We start from the raw sequence: 24,711 nt of genomic DNA, 5'->3' as shown, positions 1-24,711 counted from the left end.
GATCTTCGGGGGGAGAAATACAGCATGACCGACCGTCCGGACACTCTCAGCCGCCGCATGCTGATGCGCGGTGCCATGGGCGCGGCGGCAATAGCCGGCGCAGCACCCGCCCTGGCCCAGCGCGACCGCAAGGTGGCGATGAGCGATGATCCCAAGGCGATGGTCGCCACGCTGACCGACGGCATCTTCATCAACAGCAACGAAAACCCGCTCGGCCCCGCCCCCGCCGCGCTGCAGGCGCTGTCCGGGCTCGATCCGCTCGCCGGCCGCTATGGCATGGCCTTCGCGTCGAAGCTGGAAAGCCTGTTCGCCCGCCAGAACGGCCTGTCGCCCGACCAGGTTCAGGTCCATCCCGGCTCCTTCATGCCGTTGCGTTCGGTCGCACTGACCTACTCGTCCAAGTCCCGCCCGATCGCCTATTTCGAGCCGACCTTCGACCAGGGGTTCCTGGGCAAGGGCAACCAGCCGGTCACCCGAGCCGTCGCCCTGCCGCTGGCCGGCGACTTCACCGCCGATGTCCGCAAGCTGCTCGCCGCCGCGCCGGACGCCGGCGTCTATTATCTCTGCAATCCCAACAATCCGACCGGCCTGCCGATCCCGCGCGCCGACATCGAATGGCTGCTCGCCAACAAGCCGGCCGGCTCCGTGCTGCTCGTAGACGAGGCCTATATCCACTATAGCGACGCGCAGAGCTGCCTCGACCTGGTGGCGAAGGGCGCGGACATCCTTGTGACCCGCACCTTCTCGAAGATCTACGGCCTTGCCGGCCTGCGCTGCGGCCTGATCGCCGGGCGCAAGGATCTGCTCGACGGCATGGCCGATTATGGCGTCAACATCACGCCGATGCCCGCCGTAGTCGCGGCCGAGGCCAGCCTGCTCGATCCGACCCTGCTGCCCCAGCGCAAGGCCTATAACAAGGCGGTGCGCGACGATCTCTTCGCCTGGCTCGATGCGCGCGGGCTTAAATATCTTCCCTCGCAGACCAGCTTCGCGATGATCCATGTCGGCCGCCCCGGCGCCGATGTCACCGCCGCGCTGGCGAAGGAGAAGATCTTCATTGGCGGCCCGCGCAAGCATATGGACGACTGGGTCCGCGTCTCCTTCGGCACGCCGGCGGAAATGCAGGCGTTCAAGACCGCGCTCGCCCGGATCATGGCATGAGCCTTAGCCGGCGCCAGGCGTTGGGCGCGGCGCTCGCGATACCAGTCGCGGCGCAGACCGCGCGCGCCGTCGCCGCGCCGCCATCGCTGCCCGACAAGGCCAGCTTCGCCGCCACCCCGCTCGCCTATTTCGACAGCGCCTCCACCCATCCGGTGAGCCTGGGCGCCAAAGCCGCCGCCGACGCCTATCTCGCAGGCCGCACGCTCGATCCCGTCGCTGCCGCGCGCAAGCCGGTCGATCGCGCCGCGCTGATCGCGAAATTCGCTGCATTGATGGGCGCCGACGTGGACGAGATCACCTGGGTCCAGTCCACCACCATGGGCGAACAGGCGGTGCTGCGCGCACTCGGCTTGCCAAAGGATGGCGGCCGCGTCGTCACCGACACGCTCCATTTCTACGCCGCCTTCCCCATGTATCAGGAAATGGCCAAACAGGGCGTCGATGTCGCCTGGGTGCAGGCGCGCGAGGGCCGCATCGCGCCCGAGGACATGGCCCGCGCCATCACGCCGGGAACGAAGCTGGTCAGCCTCTCGGCCATCTCCACCTATAACGGCTTCCAGCATGACCTGAAGGCGATCAGCGCGATGGCCCACAAGGTCGGCGCGCTCGTCTATGCCGACATTATCCATGCCGCCGGCGCGGTGCCGATCGACCTGCACGACAGCGGCGTCGATTTCGCCGCCTGCGCCACCTATAAATGGCTGATGGGCGATTTTGGCCTGGGCTTCCTCTATGTCCGGCGCGGCGTCGCGGACCGGCTGCCCCGCACCGAATATGGCTATTATGGCTTTGCCGCGCCCGGTGCGCCGCCCGGCATCGGCCTGTCCCCGCCGCAGACCCATGTCTTCCCGCTCGATCCGCCCGGCGACGCGCCGACCAGCTATATCGCCCGCCCCGGCGCGCTCGGCCATTTCGGCACCGGCACCTATGCCCAGGCGATCAGCGCCATGCTCGATCATTCGATCAGTTACATCTCGGCCCTCACCGTCCCCGCGATCCAGGCCCATGCCCAGCAATTGATCGGCCAGCTGCGCGACGAGCTGCCGCGCAAGGGCTATCGCCTCATCACCCCGCCGGGCGCGACCAGCCCGCTGCTGAGCTGCGTCCTGCCCAATGCGAAGGGCCTGCTCACCGATCCGCTGGCGCGGGCGCAGGTGCGCCTATCCGTCCACGACAATTATTTCCGCATCTCGCCATCGGTGTTCAACGATGACAGGGATGTCGAACGGCTGATCGCCGCCCTGCCCCGCGTCTGATCCTTTTCGGAGCCCCATGATGAAAAAGCTGCTCGCCCCCGCCCTGCCAATCGCCCTTCTGGCCGGCCTCATGATCGCCGCGCCCGCCGCCGCGCAGAAGCCGCTACCGGCCAAGCTGCCCTTCTCGCCCGCGATCCGGGTCGGCGACATGCTCTACATGTCGGGTCAGATCGGCCAGGTGCCCGACGGCATGGACCCGCACAAGGAAGGGTTCGATGCGGCGGTCAAGAATGCGATGGATTCGATCGGCAAGATATTGAAGGATAATGGCCTCGACTTCGGCAACGTCGTCAAATGCACGGTGATGCTGGACGACATGGCCGACTGGCCGCGCTTCAACACCACCTATGTCAGCTATTTCGAGGGCAAGCGCCTGCCCACCCGCAGCGCCTTCGGCGCCGACGGCCTGGCACTCGGCGCCCCGCTCGAAGTGGAATGCCTGGCCTCGTTCAAATAGGCAACCAACCGAAGGGGTAGACGCCTGCCCTATCGCTCCGGCAGCAACAGGCTGGAGTCGCCATAGCTGTAGAAGCGATAGCCGGTGGCGATCGCATGGGCGTAGACCTGCTGCATCCGATCGCGGCCCATCAAGGCACTGACCAGCATGAACAGGGTCGATTTGGGCAGGTGGAAATTGGTCATCAGCCCGTCGATCGCGCGGAAGCGGTAGCCGGGCGTAATGAAGATGCGGGTTTCGTCGGCGAAGGGGCGGATCACGCCATCCTGCCCGGTCGCGCTTTCGAGCAGGCGCAGCGAGGTGGTGCCGACCGCGATGATCCGGCCGCCGGCCGCCCGCGCGGCGTTCAGGCGATCGGCCGTGTCCTGATCGATCCGCCCCCATTCGGCATGCATGCGATGGTCGTCGGTATCGTCCGCCTTGACCGGCAGGAAGGTGCCGGCGCCGACATGCAGGGTCAGCGTTTCGGTCAGCACACCGGCCTGCGCCAGTGCGGCGGTGAGGTCGGGCGTGAAATGCAGCGCGGCGGTGGGCGCGGCGACCGCACCATCCTCGCGCGCGAACATGGTCTGGTAATCGCTGCGGTCGCGCTCGTCGGTGGCGCGCTTGCTGGCGATATAGGGCGGCAGCGGCATGCGCCCGGCCCGTTCCAGCAGGATCTCGACCGGTTCCTCGCCCTCGAAATCCAGGGTGACGCCGCCATCGTCGTCGCGCGGGCCGGCGATCGCGGTGACACCGGCGCCGAAATCGATCCGGTCGCCATCACGCACCCGCTTGGCATTGCGCAGGAAGGCCTGCCACTGGCGCAGGCCCAGCCGCTTGTGCAGGGTCGCGCCGATCCGCGCCTCGCCCCGCATCCCTTCCAGCTGGGCGGGAATTACGCGGGTGTCATTGAAGACCAGCACATCGCCTGCGCGCAACAAGGACGGCAGGTCGCGCACGATGCGATCCTCCATCGCGCCGTCGCCGGGCACGAGCAGAAGGCGCGCCGAATCGCGCGGGCTGGCCGGACGGAGGGCGATATTCTCCGCCGGCAGATCGAAATCGAACAGGTCTACACGCATGACGATGGCCCTTCCGGGCGCAAGCTCACTTCTTCTTGGGGGCCGGCTTCTTGGCCGGGGCAGCCGACTTCTTCGACGGCAAGGCCGCAGGTTCGGGCGCCGGCGGCGGGGGCGGGGGTGCCAGCACCGGCGGCTTGCCGTCGCTCTCGATCGAGGCCTGCAGGATCACGGTCGGGTCGGCCGGCGGCTCGCCCTCATGGACCGCATCGACATATTGCATGCCTTCGATCACGCGGCCGAACACGGTATATTTCTTGTCGAGCTGCATGCGCGGCAGCAGCACGATGAAGAACTGGCTGTTGGCGCTGTCCTCGCTCTGGGCGCGGGCCATCGACAGGGTGCCGCGCAGATGCGGCATCGGGTTGAACTCGGCCTTGAGGTCGGGCAGCGTCGAACCGCCGGTGCCGTCGCCCTTGGGATCGCCGCCCTGGGCCATGAAGCCGGGGATGACGCGGTGGAACTTCAGACCATTGTAGAAGCCCTGGCGGGTCAGTTCCTTGATTCGCTCGACATGGTTGGGGGCGATGTCCGGACGCAGCTGAATGCGCACGCGGCCACCGCTCGACAGATCAAGATCCCAGATGTTCTGCGGGTCGGCCGGAATGGTCGCCGGCGGCAGTTGCGGCGTCAGTTGCGCGCCGAGCGACTTGGCATTCTGCTCCGCCTTCGCAGCGGTTTCCGCCTTCTTCATTTCCTCGGCACCGCCGCCGCCACCGCCGCCACCCTGGGCGAAGGCCACGCTGGACGCGGTGAGGGCGAAACCGATCGCCACGGTCTTGAGCGCGGAAGTGAAACGCATGCGAATAAGCTTTCCTTAGATCTTGCCCGGGAAGGTCAAGCCGTCCTGATAGCGCCCTGATCGGGATTGGCAACTGAACGCGGGCTGAAACGAGACGGCAACATTGGCGACAACCCGTTCCTAGCCCTGCCCCTTGCGGCCAAGTGCGGCCACCCGCGCCTCCACCTCCTCGCGCACGGCGGGGCTGACGAACTTGTGGATCGGCCCGCCATAGAGGGCGATTTCCTTGACCAGACGCGACGCGATCGGCTGCAGCGACACGTCGGCCATCAGGAAGACGGTTTCGACCCGGCTGTTGATCTGCTGGTTCATGCCCGCCATCTGATATTCATATTCGAAGTCGGCGACAGCGCGCAGCCCCCGGATGATGACGTTGGCGCCCTGCGATTCGGCAAAGTCCATCAGCAGCGAGTTGAAGCCGGTGACGACGATTTCGGTGTCGATGTCCGCGCATTCGCGGCGGACCATGTCGAGCCGCTCCTCATCGGCAAACATAGGCGACTTGCTGATGTTCGTGGTGACGCCAATCACCAGCTTGTCGACCAGCTTCGCGCCGCGGCGGATGATGTCCATATGGCCAAGGGTGATGGGATCGAAGGTGCCGGGATAGACACCGATACGCGGCTTGCTCATGATCTAGCGGTCCCTCTCCACAATATAGTCGGCAATGGCGCGCAGCAGATCCGCCTCCGCGCCATGGCCGTGCAGGTGCGCCTTGGCCTGTTCAACGAGCAAGCGCCCCTGTTCCCGCGCCCGGTCTACCCCCAGGAGCGAGACGAAGGTTTCCTTGCCAGCGGCAGCATCCTTGCCCAGCGCCTTGCCGGCCAGGGCCGCGTCGCCCTCTACATCCAGCAGGTCGTCGGCAATCTGGAAGGCAAGGCCGATATCGCGGGCATAGCCGTGCAGGCCGGTGCGCGCCTCCACCGGGATGCGCGCCATGATGGCGGCGGCATCGACGCAGAAGCCGATCAGCGCGCCGGTCTTGAGATTTTGCAGCCGGGTAACGGTGGCGAGATCGAAACGCGCCTTTTCCGCCTCCAGGTCCATCATCTGCCCGCCCGCCATGCCGACCGGGCCGCTGGCGACGGCGAGCGCCTTTACGAGGTCGATCCGCACGAAGGCATCGGGATGGGTCTGTTCGTCGGCCAATATCTCGAAGGCGAGATCATGCAGGCAATCGCCGGCCAGGATTGCGCTCGCTTCGTCGAACGCCTTGTGAACCGTCGGCTTACCGCGCCGCATATCGTCATCGTCCATCGCCGGCAGATCGTCATGCACCAGCGAATAGACATGGATGCATTCGATCGCGAGGCCGACGCGCAGCGCGGATTCGCGGGAAATGTTGAACAGATCGCAGGTCGCCTGCACCAGCAGCGGCCGCAGCCGCTTGCCACCGCCGATCGCGGCATGGCGCATCGCTTCATAAAGGCGATGACGCGGATCGTCGGGGACAGCCAGCAGCGCGTCGAACGCCCGGTCGATATCGGCCGCGACCGTTGCCGCTCGGGCGGCGACCAGCGCTCCTGCCGCGCTCCGTTCCATGCAGTGGGTCAATCCGCGCCGAAGGGCTGGGCGCCGGTCACGGTGCCGCCGGCATCGACCGTCAACTTGCTGATCCGCGCTTCGGCCGCCTGCAGCCGTTCGGTGCAACGCTTGCGCAATTCCTCGCCCTGGGCATAGAGCGAGATCGACTCATCGAGCGGGACATCGCCGCTTTCCAGCCGGCGGACGATCGATTCGAGCGCGCGCAGCGCATCCTCGAACGACAGTTGGGACAGATCCGTTTGCGGGGTATTTTCCTCAGCCATGCGCCTGCATTGACCGCGCCTGTCCGCGCGGTCAAGCGCGGATGACGCACACCTGGCCCAATCGGGCAATTGTCACGCAAACGTCATGACGCCATTGCACAGGCGTGGCGGAATTCGGGCAGTTTTGCGTTGACGCATGATGTTGCAAGTGCACATAGAAGGACCGCTATGAAATATTATCTCCCCCTCATCGCCGTTGCCGGCCTGACCATGCTGTCTGCCTGCAACAAGAATGACGAACCCGAAGTCGTCGGCGGCCCCGCCGATCCGATGGCTGCCCAGTTGGCCAATGCCGCCCCGGTCGAGCTGCCGCCGTCGGTCAAGGCCAACAAGCAGTTCCGCTGCAAGGACAACAGCCTGATCTTCGTCGACTATATGAGCGACGACAAGAGCGCGATCCTGCGCACCGAGAAGACGGGTTCGCCCACCATGCTGAAGGCCGCTGAAGCCGGCCAGCCCTTCACCGCCGAGGGCGGCTATGAAGTCAAGGGTTCGGGCAACGATGTGACCATCACCATCCCCGGCAAGTCGGCGCAGGCCTGCCACGTCTGATCGCAGGATCGCTTCAGTCTTTTTTTCTACAGGGGCCGGTTCTTCCCTAGGAACCGGCCCTTTTTTCATGCCGCGCGCCTTTCCTGAACGACAGATAACGTGATGGTTCAGGATGTTGCCAGCCAACCGGTGGCAGAACAGCCTCGTACCAGAGATAAACAGGTCGAGGAGATGACCCATGAACTTCAAGAAGAGCCTGATCGCCATGGCCCTGGCGACCGCAACCGTCGCCACCGCCGTTCCGGCGACCTCCTTCGCTCGCGGCCATGACCGTGGCTGGCACCGTGGCGACCGCCATCATGACCATGGTCGCTATTCCGACCGTCGCGGCTATCGCGGTGATTATCGCTGCCGCAAGTCGGGCGGCACCACCGGCCTGCTGCTGGGCGGCGTCGCCGGTGCCCTGCTGGGCCGCGCGGTCGACACGCGGGGCGATCGCGCCACCGGCACCGTGGTCGGCGCTGGCGCCGGTGCCTTGGCTGGCCGCGCCATCGACCGCAACAGCAGCTGCTAAATGGATAATGGGCGGCGGTCATCATATGGCCGCCGCCTCCCCATTGTGAATCCTGCGCCACGCGGCTAAAGGCGCGCTCATGTCCAGCAGCGCCCCCCAGATCACCCCGCAGATCGTTGCCGAGCACGGTCTGTCCCCCGAAGAATATGATCGCGTCCTCAAGGCGATCGGCCGCGAACCGAACCTGACGGAACTCGGCATCTTCTCGGTCATGTGGTCGGAGCATTGCTCCTATAAATCCTCCAAGATCCACCTGATGAAGCTGCCCACCAAGGGCCCGCAGGTCATCTGTGGCCCCGGCGAAAATGCCGGTGTGGTCGACATCGGCGATGGCCAGGCCGCCATCTTCAAGATGGAAAGCCACAATCACCCCAGCTACATCGAACCCTATCAGGGCGCCGCGACCGGCGTCGGCGGTATCCTGCGCGACGTGTTCACCATGGGCGCCCGCCCGGTCGCCAATATGAACGCGCTGCGCTTCGGCCGTCCCGACCATCCCAAGATGAAGCATCTCATCAGCGGCGTGGTCCATGGCATCGGCGGCTATGGCAATTGCGTCGGCGTGCCGACCGTGGGCGGTGAGGTGAATTTCCATCCCGCCTATGACGGCAATATCCTGGTCAATGCGATGACCGTGGGTGTCGCCGATACCGACAAGATCTTCTATTCGGCCGCCAGCGGCGTCGGCAATCCGATCGTCTATGTCGGGTCCAAGACCGGCCGCGACGGCATCCATGGCGCGACCATGGCGTCGGCCGATTTCGGCGAGGATTCGGAAGAAAAGCGCCCCACCGTCCAGGTCGGCGATCCCTTCACCGAAAAGCTGCTGATCGAGGCGTGCCTGGAATTGATGGCATCGGACGCGATCGTCGCCATCCAGGACATGGGCGCCGCCGGCCTCACCTCCTCCAGCGTCGAAATGGCGTCGAAGGGCGGCGTCGGCCTGCACCTCAAGATGGATGACGTGCCGCAGCGCGAAACCGGCATGACCACCTATGAGATGATGCTGTCGGAAAGCCAGGAGCGCATGCTCATGGTCTTGAAGCCCGGCCGCGAAGCCTTTGCCGAGGCGATCTTCCGGAAGTGGGAACTGGACTTCGCCGTCATCGGCCATGTCACCGACACCGGCCGCATGGTGCTGGAGCATAAGGGCGAGATCGTCTGCAATATTCCGCTTGCCCCCCTGGCCGACGATGCGCCGCTCTATGACCGTCCCTCGATGCCGAAGGACGAGTATAAGATCTGGTCGAAGGTCGAGCCGCTGGGCGAGATCGCCGAGAGCGCAGACATTGGCGCCGACCTAGTCACGCTGATGGGCAGCCCCGACATCGCCAGCCGTCGCTGGATCTGGGAGCAGTACGACCACATGGTTGGCGGCGACACGGTACAGCGCCCCGGCGGCGACGCTGCTGTGGTGCGCGTCCATGGCAGCAGCAAGGGCATTGCCATCAGCACCGACTGCACCCCGCGCTATTGCTATGCCGACCCCTATGAAGGCGGCAAGCAGGCAATCGCGGAATGCTATCGCAACCTGAGCGCGGTCGGATCGACCCCGCTGGCGGTCACCAACTGCCTCAACTTCGCCAATCCGCAGCGCCCCGAGATCATGGCGCAGCTGACCGGCTGCCTGGAGGGCATGGGCGACGCCTGCCGCGCGTTCGATTTCCCGATCGTATCGGGCAATGTCAGCCTCTACAATGAATCCAAGGCGACCGGCGGTGGCTCGGCGATCCTGCCGACCCCGGCGATCGGCGGCATCGGCCTGCTGGCCGACATCGACGTGATGGCGACCGTGGCGTTCAAGAATGAGGGCGACGCGATCTGGCTGGTCGGCGGAGAAGGCACGCATCTGGGCCAGTCGATCTGGCTGCGCGAGATTGCCGGCCGTGAAGCGGGTGATGCGCCCAAGGTCGACCTGGCGGTCGAGCGCGCCAATGGCGACGCCGTCCGCGCGCTGGTGGTGGCGGGCACGGTCAATGCCGTGCATGACATTTCCGATGGCGGCCTGATCGTCACGATCGCGGAAATGGCGCTGGCGGGCAAGATCGGCGCGACGCTGGACGCGGCGCTCACCACCGCCTCGGCCTTCGGCGAAGACCAGAGCCGCTATGTCGTCACGGCGCCGGCCGGCGTCGAGATCGCAGGCGCGGTCAAGATCGGCACCGTCGGCGGCGACAGCGTGGCGGGCGTATCGATCGACGCGCTGCGCACCGCGCATGAGGGCTTCTTCCCGGCGCTGATGGACAGCGAACTCTAAATCTTTCCGTCCCGCCGGGTGCAGCGCATCCGGCGGGACAAATTCATGACAATCTGTCATGATCCGCCCCGAGAAAATGGGGAGCGCACCATGCGCGAGAGGATCATCCGGGCGACTTTGGTCGCCGGCACACTCGACATATTTTCCACCTTCGTCTTTGCCGGCATGGCAGGCACGGCGCCGCATGCGGTGCTGCAATTTGTCGCCAGCGGCCCGTTGGGCGATCGCGCGCGGGGCGATCCCGCCTGGCTATGGGCGATTGCCGGCCTGGCCGTCCATTTCGCGATCATGGCCTGCATGGCGGGCGCCTATATGCTGGTCGCGCGGCGGCGCCCTGCCCTGCGCCGCCATCCGGTCGTCGCCGGCCTGCTCTATGGCCTGCCGCTCTGGGCGATCATGTACTGGATCGTGCGGCCGTGGCGCTGGCCCGCCATGTGGTTGCCCGCCGCCTATGCCGCGCTGCCGATCGGCCGGATCGCCTGGAATATCGGCAACCAGCTCTTCTCCCACTGCATCCTGGTCGGCCTGCCAATCGCCTTCATCGCTGCCGGACGCCGACGATAGATAGTGACAGCGAAGTTGACATATCCAGGCCCATTTGCGCGCGCAGGGCCGGATTTTTGATAGCGCTATCAAAAACTCCCTTCTATGCTCGGCGAAAAATGGGAGGAGAGGATATGCGCAAGACCCGTCGTGCCGCCTTGCTGTTGCTGGCCGCCATAGCCGGCCCGGCCCTGGCAGGCCCCGCCCGCTTCAGCGATTTCCGCTATGATGGGCGCGCCCAGGAGCAGGTGACGCCCGGCCCGGACGACTATCGCAACCCGATCCTGTCGGGCTATTATCCCGATCCGTCGATCACGCGGGTCGGCGAGACTTATTATCTCGTCAACTCCTCCTTCGCCCATTATCCCGGCTTGCCGGTCTTCCGGTCGACCGACATGGTCCATTGGCGCCAGATCGGCAACGCGATCGACCGGCCCGACCAGTTCGATTTCAACGGCCTGCGCAGTTCGCGCGGCATGTTCGCGCCAGATATCTCCTTCCATGACGGGCTCTTCTACCTGGTCGGCACCTGTGTCGATTGCGGCGGCAATTTCGTATTGACGGCAAAGGATGCGGCCGGGCCGTGGTCGAAACCGCACTGGCTGCCGTTCGAGGGGATTGATCCGTCGATCTACTGGGAAGGCGACCGCGCCTTCATCGTCAATAACCGCGCGCCGGCCGAACCGCCCCGCTATGAGGGGCATCGGGCGATCTGGGTGCAGGAATTTGACTGGCACACGCTCAAGATGAGCGGCGAGTCGAGGCAGATCGTCAATGGCGGCGTCGACATCAGCCAGAAGCCGTCCTGGATCGAGGGACCGCATCTGCTGAAGCGCGAAGGGTTTTATTATCTGATCGCGGCCGAGGGTGGCACCGGCGACCAGCATAGCGAAGTGGTGTTCCGCGCCCGCGACCTGCGCGGCCCGTTCACCCCCTATGCCGGCAATCCGATCCTGAGCCAGCGCAACCTGGACCCGGCCCGCCCCCATCCGGTGACATCGGCCGGCCATGCCAAGCTGGTACAGACGCAGGCGGGCGACTGGTGGGCGACCTTCCTGGCCACCCGCCCCTATGGCCCGGACCTCTACAATATCGGGCGCGAAACCTTCCTGCTGCCGGTCGCATGGCGCGATGGCTGGCCGCACATATTGGATGCCGGCAAGGCCATTCCCTATGCGGCGAAGCGCCCGGCCCTGTCCATGCGCGATGCCGACGCGCCGCCGACCAGCGGTGATTTCGCCTATCGCGACCGGTTCGACGGACCGAGCCTTAGCATGGACTGGATCGGACTAAGGACGCCCAAGGCGCCGCTTTATCGACTGGAGCCGGGCGGACTGGTGCTGGACGGCGCAGCGGCGCTGGGCGATCTCAGCGGCGCCCCGGCCTTTATCGGGCGGCGTCAGCAGCATCATGTCGCCACCATCAGCACCGACCTCAGCTACCGGCCGGCGGCGGAGGACGATCGAGCGGGACTGGCGGCGGTGCAGTCCGACCGATCCTTCCTGTTCTTCGGCGTGACGCAGAAGGACGGCAAACCGCAGATCGCCATGATGGTGCGCGAGGACAGCGATCGTGACAGGCTGGTCGCTGCCGCGCCGATCGACCCGACAAAGCCCATCCGCCTGACCATCGCCCTGGATGGCGGCACGGCGCGCTTCGCCTATGGCGTCGATGGGCGGGAGGCGGTGCTGGCGAGTGACGTCGATATCCGCTTCCTCAGCACCCATCAGGCCGGCGGCTTCGTCGGTACGGTGATCGGCCCCTATGCCTGGGCGGCGCGTGTCACCCGGCCGATCAGCAACTGATAGACGTCGCGGCCACCCGCTTCGTCATAGGCGACCATGACCCGGCGCAGCGCAGCGGGGGAGAGCGGCCGGCGCCCCTCCTCCGGCACCACAGCGCCGATGCCCTTGAGATGGCCGATCAGCGCGCGGGCGCTCTGCCCGTCCAGCAGGACCGTCTCGTCAAAGGCGAAGGCATCGCCATAGGTCGCCAGCATGGCGCGCAGCGCGTCGAGCGAGGGATAGGCGGGGACGCCCGGCGTCAGATCACAGGCCGCATGGGCCGCCCGCCAATGGGCGAAGCTGCCCTGCCCCATGGTCGAGAAGATGAGGCTGCCGCCGGGCCGCAGCAGCGCCACCAGCCGCGCGATCGCGGCAGGCAGGTCGTCAAACCATTGGAAGGCGAGGCTGGAGAGGATGAGGTCGAACCATTCGCCCTCGAACGACGGCGCCTCCCCGTCCATCGCGAGGAAGGTGCCGGCGACCAGCCCGGCCGATGCCGCGCGGTCCAGCATCTGCGGAGAGATGTCGGTCGCGACCAGCTCCGCGCCGGGCCAGCGGGTCTGAATGTCGCGCGTGAGCAGGCCGGTGCCGCACCCGATTTCCAGGATGCGCGCGACGCCATCAGGACTTTGTCGCTGGGCGATGTCGGCCACCAGAGCAGCGGCCGTCCGCTGCGGCCCGGCATGTTCGTCATACCGGTCGGCCGCCGCACCGAAGGACTCGCTTATCCGTTGCTTGCGGACATCATTCATGGCTAGGCGCATGGCAGAGCCATGGCCGCTTGGCCAGCATCTTCAAGGATCGTCCAGCATGACCGCCGCATCGCCCCGTATCCCAGCCATGGACGTGCTGCGCGGCTGCGCGGTGATGGGCATATTGTGGATGAACATCACCGCCTTCGCCCTGCCGCAGAACGCCTATTTCAACCCGGTCGCGGCCGGGCCGATGTCGGCCGGCGACATCGCCTTCTGGGCGAGCAGCCTGATCCTGGTCGACGGCAAGATGCGCGGGCTGTTCTCGCTGCTGTTCGGCGCGTCGATGCTGCTGCTGATCGACCGGGAGGAAATGGCCGGGCGCGACGGCACGCGAGCGCAACTGGTGCGCGGCGGCTGGTTGCTGGCGATCGGCCTGCTGCATCACATATTGCTGTGGTGGGGCGACATATTGGTGACCTATGCGGTGGTCGGCACGATCGCCCTGGCCTTCACGCAGAAGGAACCGCTGGCGCTGGTCAAATGGGCGTTCCTCGCCTTCCTGATCCACTTCCTGATCTGCGGCGCCTTCATCGCCAGCCTCTATGGCTGGGCCGATGCCGCAGCTGCGCCCGGTGCGGCGGCCGCGACGCGCGAGGGTCTGGACAGCTTCCTCGCCGGCCTGTCCGACCCCAACAGCCCAATCATCCGGCAGGATATCGCTATCTATACCGGCAGCTTCGGCGGGATCGTGCGCCATCACCTGACCGGCTTCCTCGGCGACTGGCTGTGGACCTTCCTCTTCACCGGGCTCGACACGCTGGGCTTCATGCTGCTGGGCATGGCGATGCTGAAAGGTGGCTTCCTGATCGGCCGCTGGCCCGCCGATCAATATCGGCAGACCGCCCGCCACTGTTTCCTGATCGGGCTGGTGCCGATGATCGGCCTGACCATCTGGGTGGTCGCGAGCGGCTTTGCGCCGCTGACCGCCTTTTCGACCGCGCTGCTCTGGTCCTTCCCCTTCCGCATCCCGCTGGCGGTCGGCTGGGCGGCGCTGATCCTGTGGCTGCTGGCGCGGCATCGCGATCATTGGCTTGTCGCCCGCATCGCCGCGACCGGGCGCATGGCGCTCAGCAATTATCTGGGCACCAGCCTCATCATGACGGCGATCTTCTATGGCTGGGGCCTGGGACTGTTCGGACAGGTGCGCCCGGCGTTGTTCCCGCTGTTCATCCTGGTCGCCTGGGCGGTGATGCTGCTCTGGTCGCAAGCCTGGCTCAGCCGATTCGTGATGGGGCCGGCCGAATGGGTGTGGCGCAGCCTGCAACGGGGAAAAGTGCAAAAGATTCGCAGGAGCGCATGATCTTCTATTGCGATCCATTAGCATCTGGCCTATTTCACGGGTCAGGAGAATCCAATGGTCGTCTGTGTTTGCAATGCCATTCGCGAAAAGGATCTGCGCGAAGCCGCGCGTGATGGTGCCGATACCCCCTGTAGCGCCTATGCTCGTTTCGGCCGCCGCCCCAAGTGCGGCCAGTGCGTCGGCTATGCCCGCACGATCATCGCAGCGGAGCGCGAGACGGCCTGATATCATTGCGAAGCAGGCGCAGTAAAAGGCCCCTGACAATCGCGAACCCGACGCAATAGCCGCCTGAAAAATGGCGGTTTTCTGCGGCTTTCCGGCTTAACAACCGGATGCGAAACCTTTATATGTCCGGCATTCCCAATAACAGCCGGAGCATAACGCCATGAAGGGCGACCAGAAGGTTATCGATTATCTGAACGAGGTCCTCAAGAATGAGCTGACCGCGATCAACCAATATTTCCTCCACTATCGCATCCTCAATCACTGGGGCATCGAGAAGCTCGCCAAGTTCGAATATGAGGAATCGATCGACGAGATGAAGCACGCCGACAAGGTGGCGGAGCGCATCCTGTTCCTTGACGGCCTGCCCAATTTCCAGCTGCTCGGCCGGCTGAAGATCGGCGAGACCGTCGAGGAAATCCTGAAGGCGGATCTGGAGCTGGAATATGAAGCGCTGCCGGTGCTGCGCGACGCCATCGCCTATTGCGAGTCGATCAAGGACTTCGTCAGCCGCGACCTGTTCCAGTACATCCTCGAAAGCGAGGAAGAGCATGTCGACACGCTGGAAACCCAGTTCGAGATGATCGAGCGCATGGGCATCCAGAATTATGTCCAGCTGCAGAGCAAGGCCAAGGAAGACTGACATGAACGCGCGGGGGCGGCTGTCCGGCGGTCGCCCCCGCCTTTACAGGCTGCGGGGGAAGGTGTGCATCGCCCTTCCCCTGCCCTTTATGGCCTAACCTTGCGCTATCGGTGCGGAGCCGGATTTCCCGTCAGATCAGCGCGTCGAGAATGCCGATCAGCGGCAGGTCGGCCGGCGGCATGTCGAGCGCATACATTTGCGCAGGGCGCGCCCATTGCAGCGCGGTGGCATGGCGCGCTTCGGGCACCCCTTCCCATTTACGGCAGACATAGAGCAACAGCAGCAGATGCTTGTTCTCCAGCGGTGCGCTGGCGAAGGTTGCAGGGGCCAGGCAACTTTCGTGGGTGCGGATGCCCAACTCCTCCTCCAATTCGCGCACCAGCGCCGCCTCGGGCGTTTCGCCCGGCTCCACCTTGCCGCCGGGGAATTCCCACAGGTCCGCCATCGGCTTTCCAGGCGGCCGCTGCTGCAGCAACACGCGCCCATCGGCGTCGATCAGGGCGACGGCGACGACCAGAAACGGGGTAAAACTTTGCATAAGGCTCCATTGCGAGGGCTTTGTTAACCGTGGCCGTTTTACACAGGCATTGAGGAGTGTCTTCAGCCGACTGAGGGGTCTTATGCGCGCGATCATCGAATTCGTCACGAAATCCGCACTAGCGCGATGCGACCGGGGCGCGACGGCTGTCGAATATGGCCTTATCATCGCGATGATCGTGCTGGCCATGATTGCGGCGCTGAACAATGTCGCCACCCGCACTACCGGCATGTGGAACAATGTGGCCGAAGAAGTTACCAAGCATTAACCAACAAATTCTGACAGTCACCATTCCGCATTAAACTTTTCTCAACCGAGCCAATCTAGACAGGTCTTCGCTGACCTAGAATTCAAAGCGGGGCGGCCGGGTAGTTTAACGTAACGTTTGTCAAGGAGACATCACATGCAGTTCATTCGCAAGATGCTGAAGAACGAAAAGGGCGCGACCGCCATCGAATACGGCCTGATCGCCGCTCTGATCGCCGTGGCCGCCATCGGCGCCATGACCAGCCTGGGTTCGAAGCTGGGCAGCACCTTCAACAACGTTTCGGGCAACCTGAAGTAAGCTCGAAACCGATGTTAGAAAAGGGCGGCGGAAGCAATTCCGCCGCCCTTTTTCTTTGCCTGGAATGTGCCGAATCTTACCAGGTGACGATCTTCACCCGATCGCCCGGCTTCAGCACGGAGCGTTCGTTGAGGGCGTTCAGCACCAGGAAGCGTTCCAGCGGATAATCGCTATAGGCCATGCGGCGGCCAAGCGACTGGACGGTGTCGCCCGCCTTGACGGTGACCAGATTGACCCGGCGCGGCTTGATCGCCGCCGCCTCCTGCGCCGACAGGCGCTGCACCGAGCGGACCATCGAGTCGAACGGGCCGATGCCCTTGCCCGCCGGGGTCAGCAGCAGGAAATGATAGGCTTTGCCGCCGCCGAAATCATAGGCGACGACGGTTGCGTCGACCTGACCCGACTTGGTGTTGGCGCGCACCGTGCGCCAGGCCGCCGGCAGGCCGTTGATCGTCGTGCGCTGCGCCTCACCCGCCGGCGGCGCGCCGGCATTGCCCGCGAGTCGCTTGAGCACCGAATCGATATAGGTCGGCAGATTGCCATTATAGGCCATGCCGCCGAACTGGGCCTGACCGCCCGAACCGGTGATACTCACCACGTCCGCCCCATTTTCCATGCCGAAGCCCGACGGCGCGGTGAAGGACAGGCGCAGGTCGGGATGGCGGAAACGGCTGCCGTCGATGACTCCCTGCTTGGGATCATCGCCATAGAGCGTGCCGTTGAGCGCCGCCAGAAAGGCATCGCGGTTGCGCAGCGTGCTGGTCGCGCCGGTGCGCGAGGCCATCTGCGCGGCCCGATCGACCCGCTCGCCCGGATCAGGGTGGGTGCTGGCCCATTCGGGCATGGAACGCGCATCGCCCGATACCCGCCCGTCCAGACTGGTCTGCGCCGCCAGCGAGGCCAACATGTCCGACAGCGCGCGCGGATCATAACCGGCCGACGCCAGATAACGGATGCCGAGATCATCGGCTTCATATTCCTGGTTGCGCGAGAATTTGAGCGTAAGTAACTGGCTGCCGGTGCCGATGCCCTGTTGCAGCACGCCTCCCAGCGCCGAATCACCCAACAGCGCGCCGGTCAGCACCTGAAGCAATGCCCCGCCGATCGCATTGCGCTGCGCTGCCTGCTGGCGCCGCTGGCCATGCTGGGCGGCGACATGGCCGACTTCATGTCCCAGCACGCCGGCCAACTGCGCCTCGTCATTCATCAGCGCCATCAACTGGCGCGTGACATAGACATAGCCGCCGGGGATCGCGAAGGCGTTGTTGACCGGGGAATTGAGCAGGGTGACGGTGAAATCGCCCTGCGCGTTGGAGAGGCCCGACTGGACCGCGATGCGGCGTCCGACCGTTTCCACATAGCGCGCCTGCGGCCCGATATAGGCGCCGCCAAATTCCTTGAGCAGTTCAGGATGCTGCTTGGCACCCGACGCCTTGTCCTGCGCGCTGATCGACGACACCGTGCGAATCGCCCGCTGCTGTCCCAATACCACCGGCGCCACGCCAGCGACGATCAGGCCGACGCCAAGGCCAGCCGACAACCATGTCCGATTCATTCCATTCCCATCCTTGACACCCTGCCCCCCCTGTTACCGTGCCGTAACGAGCGAGGACAGGATGCTGTTCCGGGAATTTGACGTCAGATGCCGATGGCCAGGAACTTGTCGGCGCGATCGGTGCGCAGTGCCTGCGGTTCGAGGCCAGACAGCGCGTCCAGTTCCTCACCGATGGCCGCGCCCAGATTGGCGATCGCCTGCACCGGATCGCGATGGGCGCCGCCCACCGGCTCGGCGACGATGCGGTCGATCACGCCCAGGCCCTTGAGATGCTGCGCCGTGACCTGCATCGCGGTCGCCGCGTCGCTCGCCTTGTCGGCGGTGCGCCACAGGATCGAGGCGCAACCTTCGGGCGAGATCACCGAATAGACGGCATGTTCGAACATCAGCACGCGATTGGCAGCCGCCAGCGCAACCGCGCCGCCCGAGCCGCCCTCACCCACCACGGCCGCGACCATGGGGACGCCCAGCGCCAGACAGGCTTCGGTCGAACGGGCAATGGCTTCGGCCTGGCCGCGTTCTTCGGCCTGAACGCCAGGGAAGGCGCCCGAGGTGTCGACCAGCGTGACGACCGGCAGACCGAAGCGGTCGGCCAGTTCCATCAGGCGGATCGCCTTGCGATAGCCCTCGGGCTTGGCCATGCCGAAATTGTGACGGACGCGGCTGGCGGTGTCGTCGCCCTTTTCATGGCCGATGACCATGACCTTGCGCTCGCCCAGCGTCGCGAAGCCGCCGATGATCGCCTGATCGTCGGCAAAGGCGCGGTCGCCGGCCAACGGCATGAAATTGTCAAACATGCCCGCGACATAATCCTTGAAGTGCGGGCGTTCCGGGTGGCGGGCCACCTGAGTCTTCTGCCAGGGCGTCAGCTTGGCGTAGATGTCCGACAGCATCTTGCCGGCACGCTGTTCGAGCGTGTCGATCTCGCCGCTGATGTCGATGTCGCCGACGGAGGCCGTCTGGCGCAGTTCGATGATACGGGCTTCCAGCTCTGCGACCGGCTTTTCAAATTCGAGAAAGCTTACCATGGCGGATGGCGTTAAGGCGCGGACGCGTCGCCGTCAACGCGAGGATGCGCGATCCTGGCTTGCATGCCGGCCAGCGGATGGCGGCTGTTGACCAGTTCGACCAGCCGGCGGCTGTCGACATGGGTATAGATTTGGGTCGTGCCGATATCGGCATGGCCCAGCATCGATTGCAGCGCGCGTAGGTCTGCCCCGCCTTCCAGCAAATGGGTGGCGAAGGCGTGGCGCAGCACATGGGGGCTGACCCGTTCGGGCGCGATACCCGCTGCCGCGGCCAGTTGCTTGACCAGTTGATAGAGGCGGATGCGGCTGACATGGCTTTTCCCCGAGGGAAAGAGCCAGGCGCTGTCGGCCGGCACATGGGCGAGCCAGGTGGCGACGGCGGCACGGGCGCGGTCAGAGATCGGCACCAGCCGCTCGCGCGCGCCCTTGCCCTTGATGATGAGGAAAGGCCGATCGACCGCCAGCGCCTTGCGCGGCAGCGACATGAGTTCTGTCGCACGCAGGCCCGAACCGTAGAGCAGTTCGATCAGGGCCGAGAGGCGCAGGTCGAGCGGCGCAGGATGCTCCACCTCCACCCGTTGCGCGATCAGGGCGAACAGCGAATCGACTTCCTGCGACGACAATATCTTGGGCAGCGGCCGCCGCGTGACCGGCCGGGGCAGCGCCGCGCCGGGATTGTCGGCGCGCAGCCCCTCCTCCTCCAGAAAGGCGTAGAAGGCGCGTAGCGCCGACGCCTTGCGCGCTACGGTAGAGGCCGCGAGCGGCGCCCATTCGCCGGCAAGGCGGCCGAGCGCATCCTGGCTGGCGGCGGCAAGACTGCCGACAATCTCTCCCGCCCCCTGAAGGTCGGTGCGATAGGCAAGCAGCGTGTTGCGCGACGCGCCCCGTTCCGCCGCCATCATTTCGAGAAAGCGGTCGATCAGGACGGCATCGTCATCCATGGGTCAGCGCCGGGTCAGGACAGGCGGGTCAGAGCCTCGGCCGCGATCATCCGCGCCTCGGGATCCAGTCCGACACGGTGCAGCGCCGCCACCACATGATAGAGATGGCCGGGCGGCAGGCGATGCCAGTCGCGCCCCTGCATGCCAACGGCCGCGAGCAGCGCCACGGTCGCCTTCTCGCCGCGCTGCGACGCGGCGTCGATCGCACGCGCCCAGCGGCTGTTGGCGGCCAGGGTGAAGCCATTATCCTGCGCCAACGACGCGGCATCATTGGCCGACAGGCGCGACAAGCCGGCCAGCGCGGCGATCAGCATCCGCCCCTTTTCAGCCCCGGCATCGTCGACATAGCTGGAGATGCGGCTGCTGCCGGTATCAACGACGGTGCTGGGGGCGCCGACCGCGAGCAAGGCCCAGAAATCCTGGGCGCCATCGCCATCGATCTGGCCGATCGCCTGCGCCCAGCGGGCCGCATTGCGATCATAGCCGGCGGTCAGCATCGCCGCGACCAGATTGACCGCATCGCGCCCATCGGCCTGCGACACCGGCAGGGCGGCGGCCGCGCGGGCGGTGGCGATCAGGCCGACATAATCGGGCGCGCCCTTGTCCCGCCACAGCGCCTGCATCGCCTGGATGCGGGCACCCGCAGTCGGGCCGGAATAGGCGTTGCGCAGCGCATCGACGCGATCGGCCAGATCGGACGCGAGATCGCCTTCGCCGCCCAGTTCGCCATAGAAATTGACCAGCGCCTCGCTGGAAAAGACACCCAGCCGTGCCGCGACTTCGCTGCCCGGCAGGCGACGCACCGCCGTCAGTGCAGGCGCGCGCGCTTCCCAGGCACGGACATGGGGACCGACGCTACCGAACATGTCGTCGGGGATCGGCACGTTGAGCGCCGTCGCCAGGCCGTAGCGCCAGGCGGTGAGACCATCGACGCCGTCCCATTCGATCTTGACCGAGCGGCGCGCGTTGAAGCCGGCGCCGACCATCTTTTCGGCCAGGCGATAATCGATACCGCGCACCACGCCCTTGCGCTGGGCCTGGTTGAGCGCAGCGCTGGCGGACCCCTGGTCGCCCGACAGCGCCGGGCAGATCGCCCGCGTCATGTCCCAGCCCGGTTCCTTGCTGGTGCGCAGCGCGCCCGCCGACAATGGGCACAGGCCCGCCGGGTCGGCGGTCGCCAGATAGGTCTGCATCGCGATCGCATAGAGGCGCGGCGAATATTTGTCGGGATCGACGCTCTGCACCAGCAGGCGGGCGCTGTCCGCCTCCCCCATGCGCAGCAGCAGCCAGGCGCGCTCGGCCGCCCAGTCGGCGCCGTTGATGCCGCGCGGCGTATCGGTGGCACTCAGCAGTGCGCGCCGCAGCAGGATGGAGGCCCAGCGCGACATGATCGGCGCATGGGTCTGCTTCATCAGGATCGCGAGATAGGGGCCATATTCGGCGCCGAAGGCGTCGGGCTCCATGCCACGCGTGGCCGGTGTCAGCGGACCGATGCGGTCGAGCGAGCGGCGGGCGCTCTGCGGCAGGTCATATTTGGCCTTTTCGGCGGCCAGTTCTTCCGCGCTCATCGCCTCGGCGGCATTGTCCACCGCATTGGCGATCGACAGGTCGAGCGGCTGGACGATCTCGCCCGAGGGCGAGGGCACGGCGGGCGTGGTCGAAACGACCGGCGCGGGCGATGCCGGGCGGGCGGGCTGCGCGGGCGTGGGGGTCGGCGCCGGGGTCGGATCACCAAAGCCGGGCGGCAGCAGCGATTCGGGCGCCTGCTGCGCGACGACCGGCAGCGCCAGCGCCAGCGCGAAGCTGCCCAACGCCCATTTCGCATTCCCCCGCAGGCGGCGCATGCGGCTTACTGGCCCAGTTTTTCGGCCGGAATGACCTTTTCGACGGGCTGCTGTGGCCGTTCGCCGCCACGTGACCAGAGGACGCCGATCAGCAGGATGACGACCAGCGCCGCCGCGATCGGCAGGATCGGCAGACGGGTGCGACGGCGCGAACCGCCTTCGAAACTGCTCAGGGAACGATTATTCTTCATGGTCTCTTCTGCGGCTGGCCCGGCATGTCTGCCGGACGACAGGGGAAAGTTGCGTTTGCCTCAGCGACGGCTGGCTGTATAGCCCCCCTCGCCATGCAGCGAAACAGCAAATTCCCGGAGAGCAAAACCAAGCGCGGCCCGATCGTCCTGATCGGCATGATGGGCGTGGGCAAATCCACCGTCGGCCGGCGCCTTGCGGCGCGCCTGGGACTTGTCTTCGTCGACGCTGACGAAGAGATTGAGCGCGCTGCCGGCATGAGCGTCAGCGAGATTTTCGCCCGCTATGGCGAGGCGCATTTCCGCGATGGCGAACGGCGGGTGATCGCCCGGCTGATGGACGGCGTGCCTAAGGTGATCGCTACCGGTGGCGGCGCCTTCATGCAGGACGACACGCGTGCGCTGATCCTGGATCATGCCACGGCGATCTGGCTGGACGCCGATATCGACATATTGGTCGACCGCGTATCGCGCCGCGAGGGCCGCCCGCTGCTCAAGGATCGCGATCCCCGCATCGTGCTGACCGAACTGGCCGCTGTCCGCAATCCCGTCTACGCGCTGGCGCCGATCCATGTGAAGAGCATCGCCGCGCCCCACGAAGTCGCCGTCGACCGCATTCTGGAGCAGCTATCCGCATGGCACTAGTCCCCGTCGCGCTGGGCGCGCGCAGCTATGACATCGTCATCGAACAGGGCGCACTCGACCGTGCGGCCGACCATCTGGCGCGCTATGCCCGTGGCGGGCGGCTGGTGGTCGTAACCGACACCCATGTCGCGGCGGCCCAACTGCCCCGACTGGACGCCGCCCTGCGTCGCGCCAGCATCGTCATCGAACCGATCATCCTGCCGGCGGGCGAACAGACCAAGAGCTGGCGCCATCTGGAGGAACTGCTCGACGCGCTGCTGGCGTTGGAGATCGAGCGCGGCGACCATGTGATCGCGCTGGGCGGCGGCGTGATCGGCGATCTGGTCGGCTTTGCCTCCTCGATCCTGAAGCGCGGCTGCCATTTCGTGCAGGTGCCCACCACTCTGCTGGCACAGGTCGACAGCTCGGTCGGCGGCAAGACCGCGATCAACGCGCGCGCGGGCAAGAATCTGATCGGCAGCTTCTACCAGCCCAGCCTGGTGCTGATCGATCCGTCGGTGCTCGACAGCCTGCCGCTGCGCGAAACCCGCGCGGGCTATGCCGAGGTGGTCAAATATGGCCTGATCGACGATCCGGACTTCTTCGCCTGGTGCGAGGCCAATGCCGACCGGCTGCTGGCCGGCGATGCCGAGGCGCGCACCTATGCGATCGAGCGCAGCGTCCGCGCCAAGGCGGCGATCGTCGCCGATGACGAGCGAGAGACCACGGGGCGCCGCGCGCTGCTGAACCTGGGCCACACCTTCGGCCATGCGCTGGAGGCCGATACCGGCTTTTCCGACACGCTGCTCCACGGCGAAGGCGTGGCCGCCGGCATGGCGCTTGCCTTCCGCTATTCGGCGCGCCTTGGCCTGTGCAGTGCGCAGGATGCGGAACGGGTGACCGCGCATCTGAAGGCGATCGGCCTGCCCCATGACCTGGCCAGCGCCCATGTGAAGGCCGACGGCGCAGCACTGGTGGCGCATATGCTGCACGACAAGAAGATGGCGGCAGGCAGCCTGCCCTTCCTGCTGGCGCGCGGCATTGGCCAGACCTTCCTGTCGAAGGATGTGGTGCTAGACGATGTGGCGGCGTTCCTCGACGCGGACCGCGTTGCCGCCTGACTGGGCGGCGCGCGGGCACCAATCGGCCTTTCATTTCGTCATCCCAGCGAAGGCTGGGATCTGTGGCCCTGTCACGCTTCATTGCCTGAGACCCCAGCTTTCGCTGGGGTGACGGCCTTGGCTTGTCCCGACATTTCAGCGCCGATCGGCCTCGGTAATAATCGGGACATTCGCCCGCAGCATTTGCGGGCTAGATCACTCCTTGTCAGCGGCATCCCCTTGCAGATCCCCCTCTGTCGCCGCTGGCACTCCCCTGAACCTCGGCCTCCAGCTTTTAGCTGGAGGCCCTTTTTTTGCCCTGCGCTTGTCTCGCGCGGGCACAAAAAAAGGGCGCCCGATGGGGCGCCCTTTCGATCTCGTGCCGGTAAGGCCGATTACTTCTTCAGCGTCAGGCCGCCAAAGCGCTTGTTGAAGCGCGCAACCTGGCCACCGGTGTCCAACTGGCGGTTGCCACCGGTCCAGGCCGGGTGCGACTTGGGATCGATGTCGAGCGCCATCGTGTCGCCTTCCTTGCCCCAGGTCGAGCGGGTCTGGAAGGTGCTGCCGTCGGTCATCTGGACAGTGATGAAGTGGTAATCGGGGTGGGTATCGGCCTTCATGGCGTCTTGCTCCGTGTATGTGCCGGTTCCGACCGGCTATGGATGCGATAAAATGCGAAGGCGCGCCGTTAGCGTTTTCGGCGCGCCAAAGCAAGGAAAAGGATGGGTCGCGTCAATCCTTGGGCGGATCGGCGATCATCGCGACGAAATTGGCCTCTGCCGCCAGCTTGCCGTCGATCAGCGCACGGCCGGCGAACTTGCAGACCGCGCCGCGCATCTGCGTCACTTCGACATGCAGGTCGAGCAGACAGCCGGGCTCCACCGGGGTGCGGAACTTCGCACCGTCGATGCTCATGAAATAGACGAGCTTGCCCGAATCCGCGAGCCCCAGCGAATCGACCACCAGCACGCCGGCCGCCTGGGCCATGGCCTCGACGATCAGCACGCCCGGCATGATCGGCCGGCCAGGGAAATGCCCCTGGAAGAACGGCTCGTTCATCGACACGGCCTTGATCGCGTGGATCGACTGGCTCGGCACCAGCGACGCCACGCGGTCAACCAGCAGCATCGGGTAGCGATGCGGCAGGGCAGCCATGACCCGACGGATATCCATCGGGCCACGGGCTTCCTTGTTATCAACCTCTCCGGTCATC

At 65.7% G+C, this 24,711-nt stretch carries 29 protein-coding genes; 15 read left to right on the top strand and 14 right to left on the bottom strand.

The window, feature by feature from the left end; genetic code table 11:
- Window positions 1–24: 24 nt before the first annotated feature.
- From GGQ90_RS12730 to GGQ90_RS12720, 3 genes are read left to right on the top strand one after another with little or no spacing between them, the layout of a single operon-like run.
- Window positions 25–1,161 carry an aminotransferase class I/II-fold pyridoxal phosphate-dependent enzyme gene (locus tag GGQ90_RS12730; protein ID WP_188082465.1) on the top strand — a complete coding sequence of 379 codons (1,137 nt, stop codon included), beginning with the start codon at window positions 25–27 and terminating at the stop codon, window positions 1,159–1,161.
- Window positions 1,158–2,417: an aminotransferase class V-fold PLP-dependent enzyme gene (locus tag GGQ90_RS12725; protein WP_188082464.1), complete on the top strand. Its 1,260-nt coding sequence runs from the start codon at window positions 1,158–1,160 to the stop codon at window positions 2,415–2,417. The genes GGQ90_RS12730 and GGQ90_RS12725 overlap by 4 nt, the downstream gene beginning before the upstream one ends.
- Window positions 2,418–2,436: 19 nt before the next feature.
- Window positions 2,437–2,874: a RidA family protein gene (locus tag GGQ90_RS12720; RefSeq protein WP_223178241.1), complete on the top strand. Its 438-nt coding sequence runs from the start codon at window positions 2,437–2,439 to the stop codon at window positions 2,872–2,874.
- Window positions 2,875–2,903: 29 nt separating this feature from the next.
- Here the strand turns inward: GGQ90_RS12720 and queA are convergent, their stop codons facing one another.
- From queA to GGQ90_RS12695, 5 genes are all read right to left on the bottom strand, one after another.
- Entirely contained in the window at window positions 2,904–3,938 is a 1,035-nt protein-coding gene (gene queA / locus GGQ90_RS12715; RefSeq protein WP_188082462.1) for a tRNA preQ1(34) S-adenosylmethionine ribosyltransferase-isomerase QueA, read from the bottom strand.
- 25 nt (window positions 3,939–3,963) lie between these two features.
- Window positions 3,964–4,737: a peptidylprolyl isomerase gene (locus GGQ90_RS12710; protein WP_188082461.1), complete on the bottom strand. Its 774-nt coding sequence runs from the start codon at window positions 4,735–4,737 to the stop codon at window positions 3,964–3,966.
- 120 nt (window positions 4,738–4,857) lie between these two features.
- The gene (coaD, locus tag GGQ90_RS12705; protein WP_188082460.1) at window positions 4,858–5,370 is read right to left on the bottom strand and encodes a pantetheine-phosphate adenylyltransferase; all 513 of its coding nucleotides are present in this window, start codon (window positions 5,368–5,370) and stop codon (window positions 4,858–4,860) included.
- Between the two features lie 3 nt (window positions 5,371–5,373).
- Window positions 5,374–6,279, bottom strand: a complete 906-nt coding sequence (locus tag GGQ90_RS12700) for a polyprenyl synthetase family protein (protein ID WP_188082459.1) — start codon at window positions 6,277–6,279, stop codon at window positions 5,374–5,376.
- Window positions 6,280–6,287: 8 nt separating this feature from the next.
- Window positions 6,288–6,545, bottom strand: a complete 258-nt coding sequence (locus GGQ90_RS12695) for an exodeoxyribonuclease VII small subunit (protein ID WP_188082458.1) — start codon at window positions 6,543–6,545, stop codon at window positions 6,288–6,290.
- Window positions 6,546–6,713: 168 nt separating this feature from the next.
- Between GGQ90_RS12695 and GGQ90_RS12690 the strand changes: the two genes are divergently transcribed.
- The 5 genes from GGQ90_RS12690 (at window position 6,714) to GGQ90_RS12670 (ending at window position 12,216) form a co-directional block, all read left to right on the top strand.
- Window positions 6,714–7,097 (top strand): hypothetical protein, encoded by a 384-nt coding sequence (locus GGQ90_RS12690; RefSeq protein WP_188082457.1) that lies wholly within the window; start codon window positions 6,714–6,716, stop codon window positions 7,095–7,097.
- Between the two features lie 178 nt (window positions 7,098–7,275).
- Window positions 7,276–7,611 carry a glycine zipper 2TM domain-containing protein gene (locus tag GGQ90_RS12685; protein WP_188082456.1) on the top strand — a complete coding sequence of 112 codons (336 nt, stop codon included), beginning with the start codon at window positions 7,276–7,278 and terminating at the stop codon, window positions 7,609–7,611.
- A 79-nt stretch (window positions 7,612–7,690) separates the two neighbouring features.
- Window positions 7,691–9,868, top strand: coding sequence for a phosphoribosylformylglycinamidine synthase subunit PurL (purL, locus tag GGQ90_RS12680; protein ID WP_188082455.1), 2,178 nt, complete (start codon window positions 7,691–7,693; stop codon window positions 9,866–9,868).
- Window positions 9,869–9,958: 90 nt separating this feature from the next.
- Window positions 9,959–10,432, top strand: a complete 474-nt coding sequence (locus GGQ90_RS12675) for a hypothetical protein (protein WP_188082454.1) — start codon at window positions 9,959–9,961, stop codon at window positions 10,430–10,432.
- Between the two features lie 113 nt (window positions 10,433–10,545).
- Window positions 10,546–12,216 carry a glycoside hydrolase family 43 protein gene (locus GGQ90_RS12670; protein ID WP_188082453.1) on the top strand — a complete coding sequence of 557 codons (1,671 nt, stop codon included), beginning with the start codon at window positions 10,546–10,548 and terminating at the stop codon, window positions 12,214–12,216.
- Here the strand turns inward: GGQ90_RS12670 and GGQ90_RS12665 are convergent.
- The gene (locus GGQ90_RS12665; RefSeq protein WP_188082452.1) at window positions 12,174–12,947 is read right to left on the bottom strand and encodes a methyltransferase domain-containing protein; all 774 of its coding nucleotides are present in this window, start codon (window positions 12,945–12,947) and stop codon (window positions 12,174–12,176) included. The genes GGQ90_RS12670 and GGQ90_RS12665 overlap by 43 nt on opposite strands.
- Before the next feature lie 58 nt (window positions 12,948–13,005).
- Between GGQ90_RS12665 and GGQ90_RS12660 the strand changes: the two genes are divergently transcribed.
- The 3 genes from GGQ90_RS12660 (at window position 13,006) to bfr (ending at window position 15,115) form a co-directional block, all read left to right on the top strand.
- Window positions 13,006–14,250, top strand: coding sequence for a DUF418 domain-containing protein (locus GGQ90_RS12660; protein ID WP_188082510.1), 1,245 nt, complete (start codon window positions 13,006–13,008; stop codon window positions 14,248–14,250).
- Between the two features lie 54 nt (window positions 14,251–14,304).
- Window positions 14,305–14,475 (top strand): (2Fe-2S)-binding protein, encoded by a 171-nt coding sequence (locus tag GGQ90_RS12655; RefSeq protein WP_188082451.1) that lies wholly within the window; start codon window positions 14,305–14,307, stop codon window positions 14,473–14,475.
- A gap of 160 nt (window positions 14,476–14,635) precedes the next feature.
- Entirely contained in the window at window positions 14,636–15,115 is a 480-nt protein-coding gene (gene bfr, locus GGQ90_RS12650) for a bacterioferritin (protein ID WP_004211204.1), read from the top strand.
- Between the two features lie 130 nt (window positions 15,116–15,245).
- Here the strand turns inward: bfr and GGQ90_RS12645 are convergent, their stop codons facing one another.
- The gene (locus GGQ90_RS12645) at window positions 15,246–15,653 is read right to left on the bottom strand and encodes a (deoxy)nucleoside triphosphate pyrophosphohydrolase (RefSeq protein ID WP_188082450.1); all 408 of its coding nucleotides are present in this window, start codon (window positions 15,651–15,653) and stop codon (window positions 15,246–15,248) included.
- A gap of 82 nt (window positions 15,654–15,735) precedes the next feature.
- Here GGQ90_RS12645 and GGQ90_RS12640 point away from each other — a divergent pair, with 82 nt between their 5' ends.
- Both GGQ90_RS12640 and GGQ90_RS12635 read left to right on the top strand, forming a co-directional pair.
- Entirely contained in the window at window positions 15,736–15,921 is a 186-nt protein-coding gene (locus GGQ90_RS12640) for a Flp family type IVb pilin (protein WP_188082449.1), read from the top strand.
- A gap of 135 nt (window positions 15,922–16,056) precedes the next feature.
- The gene (locus tag GGQ90_RS12635; RefSeq protein WP_004211201.1) at window positions 16,057–16,218 is read left to right on the top strand and encodes a Flp family type IVb pilin; all 162 of its coding nucleotides are present in this window, start codon (window positions 16,057–16,059) and stop codon (window positions 16,216–16,218) included.
- A gap of 76 nt (window positions 16,219–16,294) precedes the next feature.
- Here the strand turns inward: GGQ90_RS12635 and GGQ90_RS12630 are convergent, their stop codons facing one another.
- The 5 genes from GGQ90_RS12630 to GGQ90_RS12610 form a co-directional block, all read right to left on the bottom strand.
- Entirely contained in the window at window positions 16,295–17,773 is a 1,479-nt protein-coding gene (locus tag GGQ90_RS12630; protein ID WP_188082448.1) for a M48 family metalloprotease, read from the bottom strand.
- Between the two features lie 83 nt (window positions 17,774–17,856).
- Window positions 17,857–18,801, bottom strand: coding sequence for an acetyl-CoA carboxylase carboxyltransferase subunit alpha (locus tag GGQ90_RS12625; RefSeq protein WP_188082447.1), 945 nt, complete (start codon window positions 18,799–18,801; stop codon window positions 17,857–17,859).
- A gap of 11 nt (window positions 18,802–18,812) precedes the next feature.
- Window positions 18,813–19,742, bottom strand: coding sequence for a tyrosine recombinase (locus tag GGQ90_RS12620; protein WP_188082446.1), 930 nt, complete (start codon window positions 19,740–19,742; stop codon window positions 18,813–18,815).
- A gap of 14 nt (window positions 19,743–19,756) precedes the next feature.
- Window positions 19,757–21,586: a hypothetical protein gene (locus GGQ90_RS12615; RefSeq protein WP_188082445.1), complete on the bottom strand. Its 1,830-nt coding sequence runs from the start codon at window positions 21,584–21,586 to the stop codon at window positions 19,757–19,759.
- Window positions 21,587–21,591: 5 nt separating this feature from the next.
- Window positions 21,592–21,777, bottom strand: a complete 186-nt coding sequence (locus GGQ90_RS12610) for a hypothetical protein (RefSeq protein WP_188082444.1) — start codon at window positions 21,775–21,777, stop codon at window positions 21,592–21,594.
- A gap of 93 nt (window positions 21,778–21,870) precedes the next feature.
- On the opposite strand from GGQ90_RS12610, the gene GGQ90_RS12605 reads away from it, so the two are divergent.
- A complete protein-coding gene (locus tag GGQ90_RS12605) occupies window positions 21,871–22,419 on the top strand; it encodes a shikimate kinase (RefSeq protein ID WP_188082443.1) in 549 nt (182 codons plus the stop codon).
- The gene (gene aroB, locus GGQ90_RS12600; protein WP_188082442.1) at window positions 22,410–23,519 is read left to right on the top strand and encodes a 3-dehydroquinate synthase; all 1,110 of its coding nucleotides are present in this window, start codon (window positions 22,410–22,412) and stop codon (window positions 23,517–23,519) included. The genes GGQ90_RS12605 and aroB overlap by 10 nt, the downstream gene beginning before the upstream one ends.
- Window positions 23,520–23,893: 374 nt before the next feature.
- Here aroB and rpmE read toward each other — a convergent pair whose 3' ends face one another.
- Together rpmE and fabZ are read right to left on the bottom strand one after the other, a co-directional pair.
- Window positions 23,894–24,118, bottom strand: a complete 225-nt coding sequence (gene rpmE / locus GGQ90_RS12595; RefSeq protein ID WP_188082441.1) for a 50S ribosomal protein L31 — start codon at window positions 24,116–24,118, stop codon at window positions 23,894–23,896.
- A 112-nt stretch (window positions 24,119–24,230) separates the two neighbouring features.
- Window positions 24,231–24,710 carry a 3-hydroxyacyl-ACP dehydratase FabZ gene (gene fabZ, locus GGQ90_RS12590; RefSeq protein WP_004211185.1) on the bottom strand — a complete coding sequence of 160 codons (480 nt, stop codon included), beginning with the start codon at window positions 24,708–24,710 and terminating at the stop codon, window positions 24,231–24,233.
- Window position 24,711: the final 1 nt, after the last annotated feature.

Origin of the sequence: Sphingobium scionense (assembly GCF_014197035.1) — a bacterium.
In the GTDB taxonomy this organism is placed as follows: domain Bacteria; phylum Pseudomonadota; class Alphaproteobacteria; order Sphingomonadales; family Sphingomonadaceae; genus Sphingobium; species Sphingobium scionense.
Note: the sequence above shows the minus strand (reverse complement) of the source record. Positions and strands in the feature narration are given on the sequence as shown.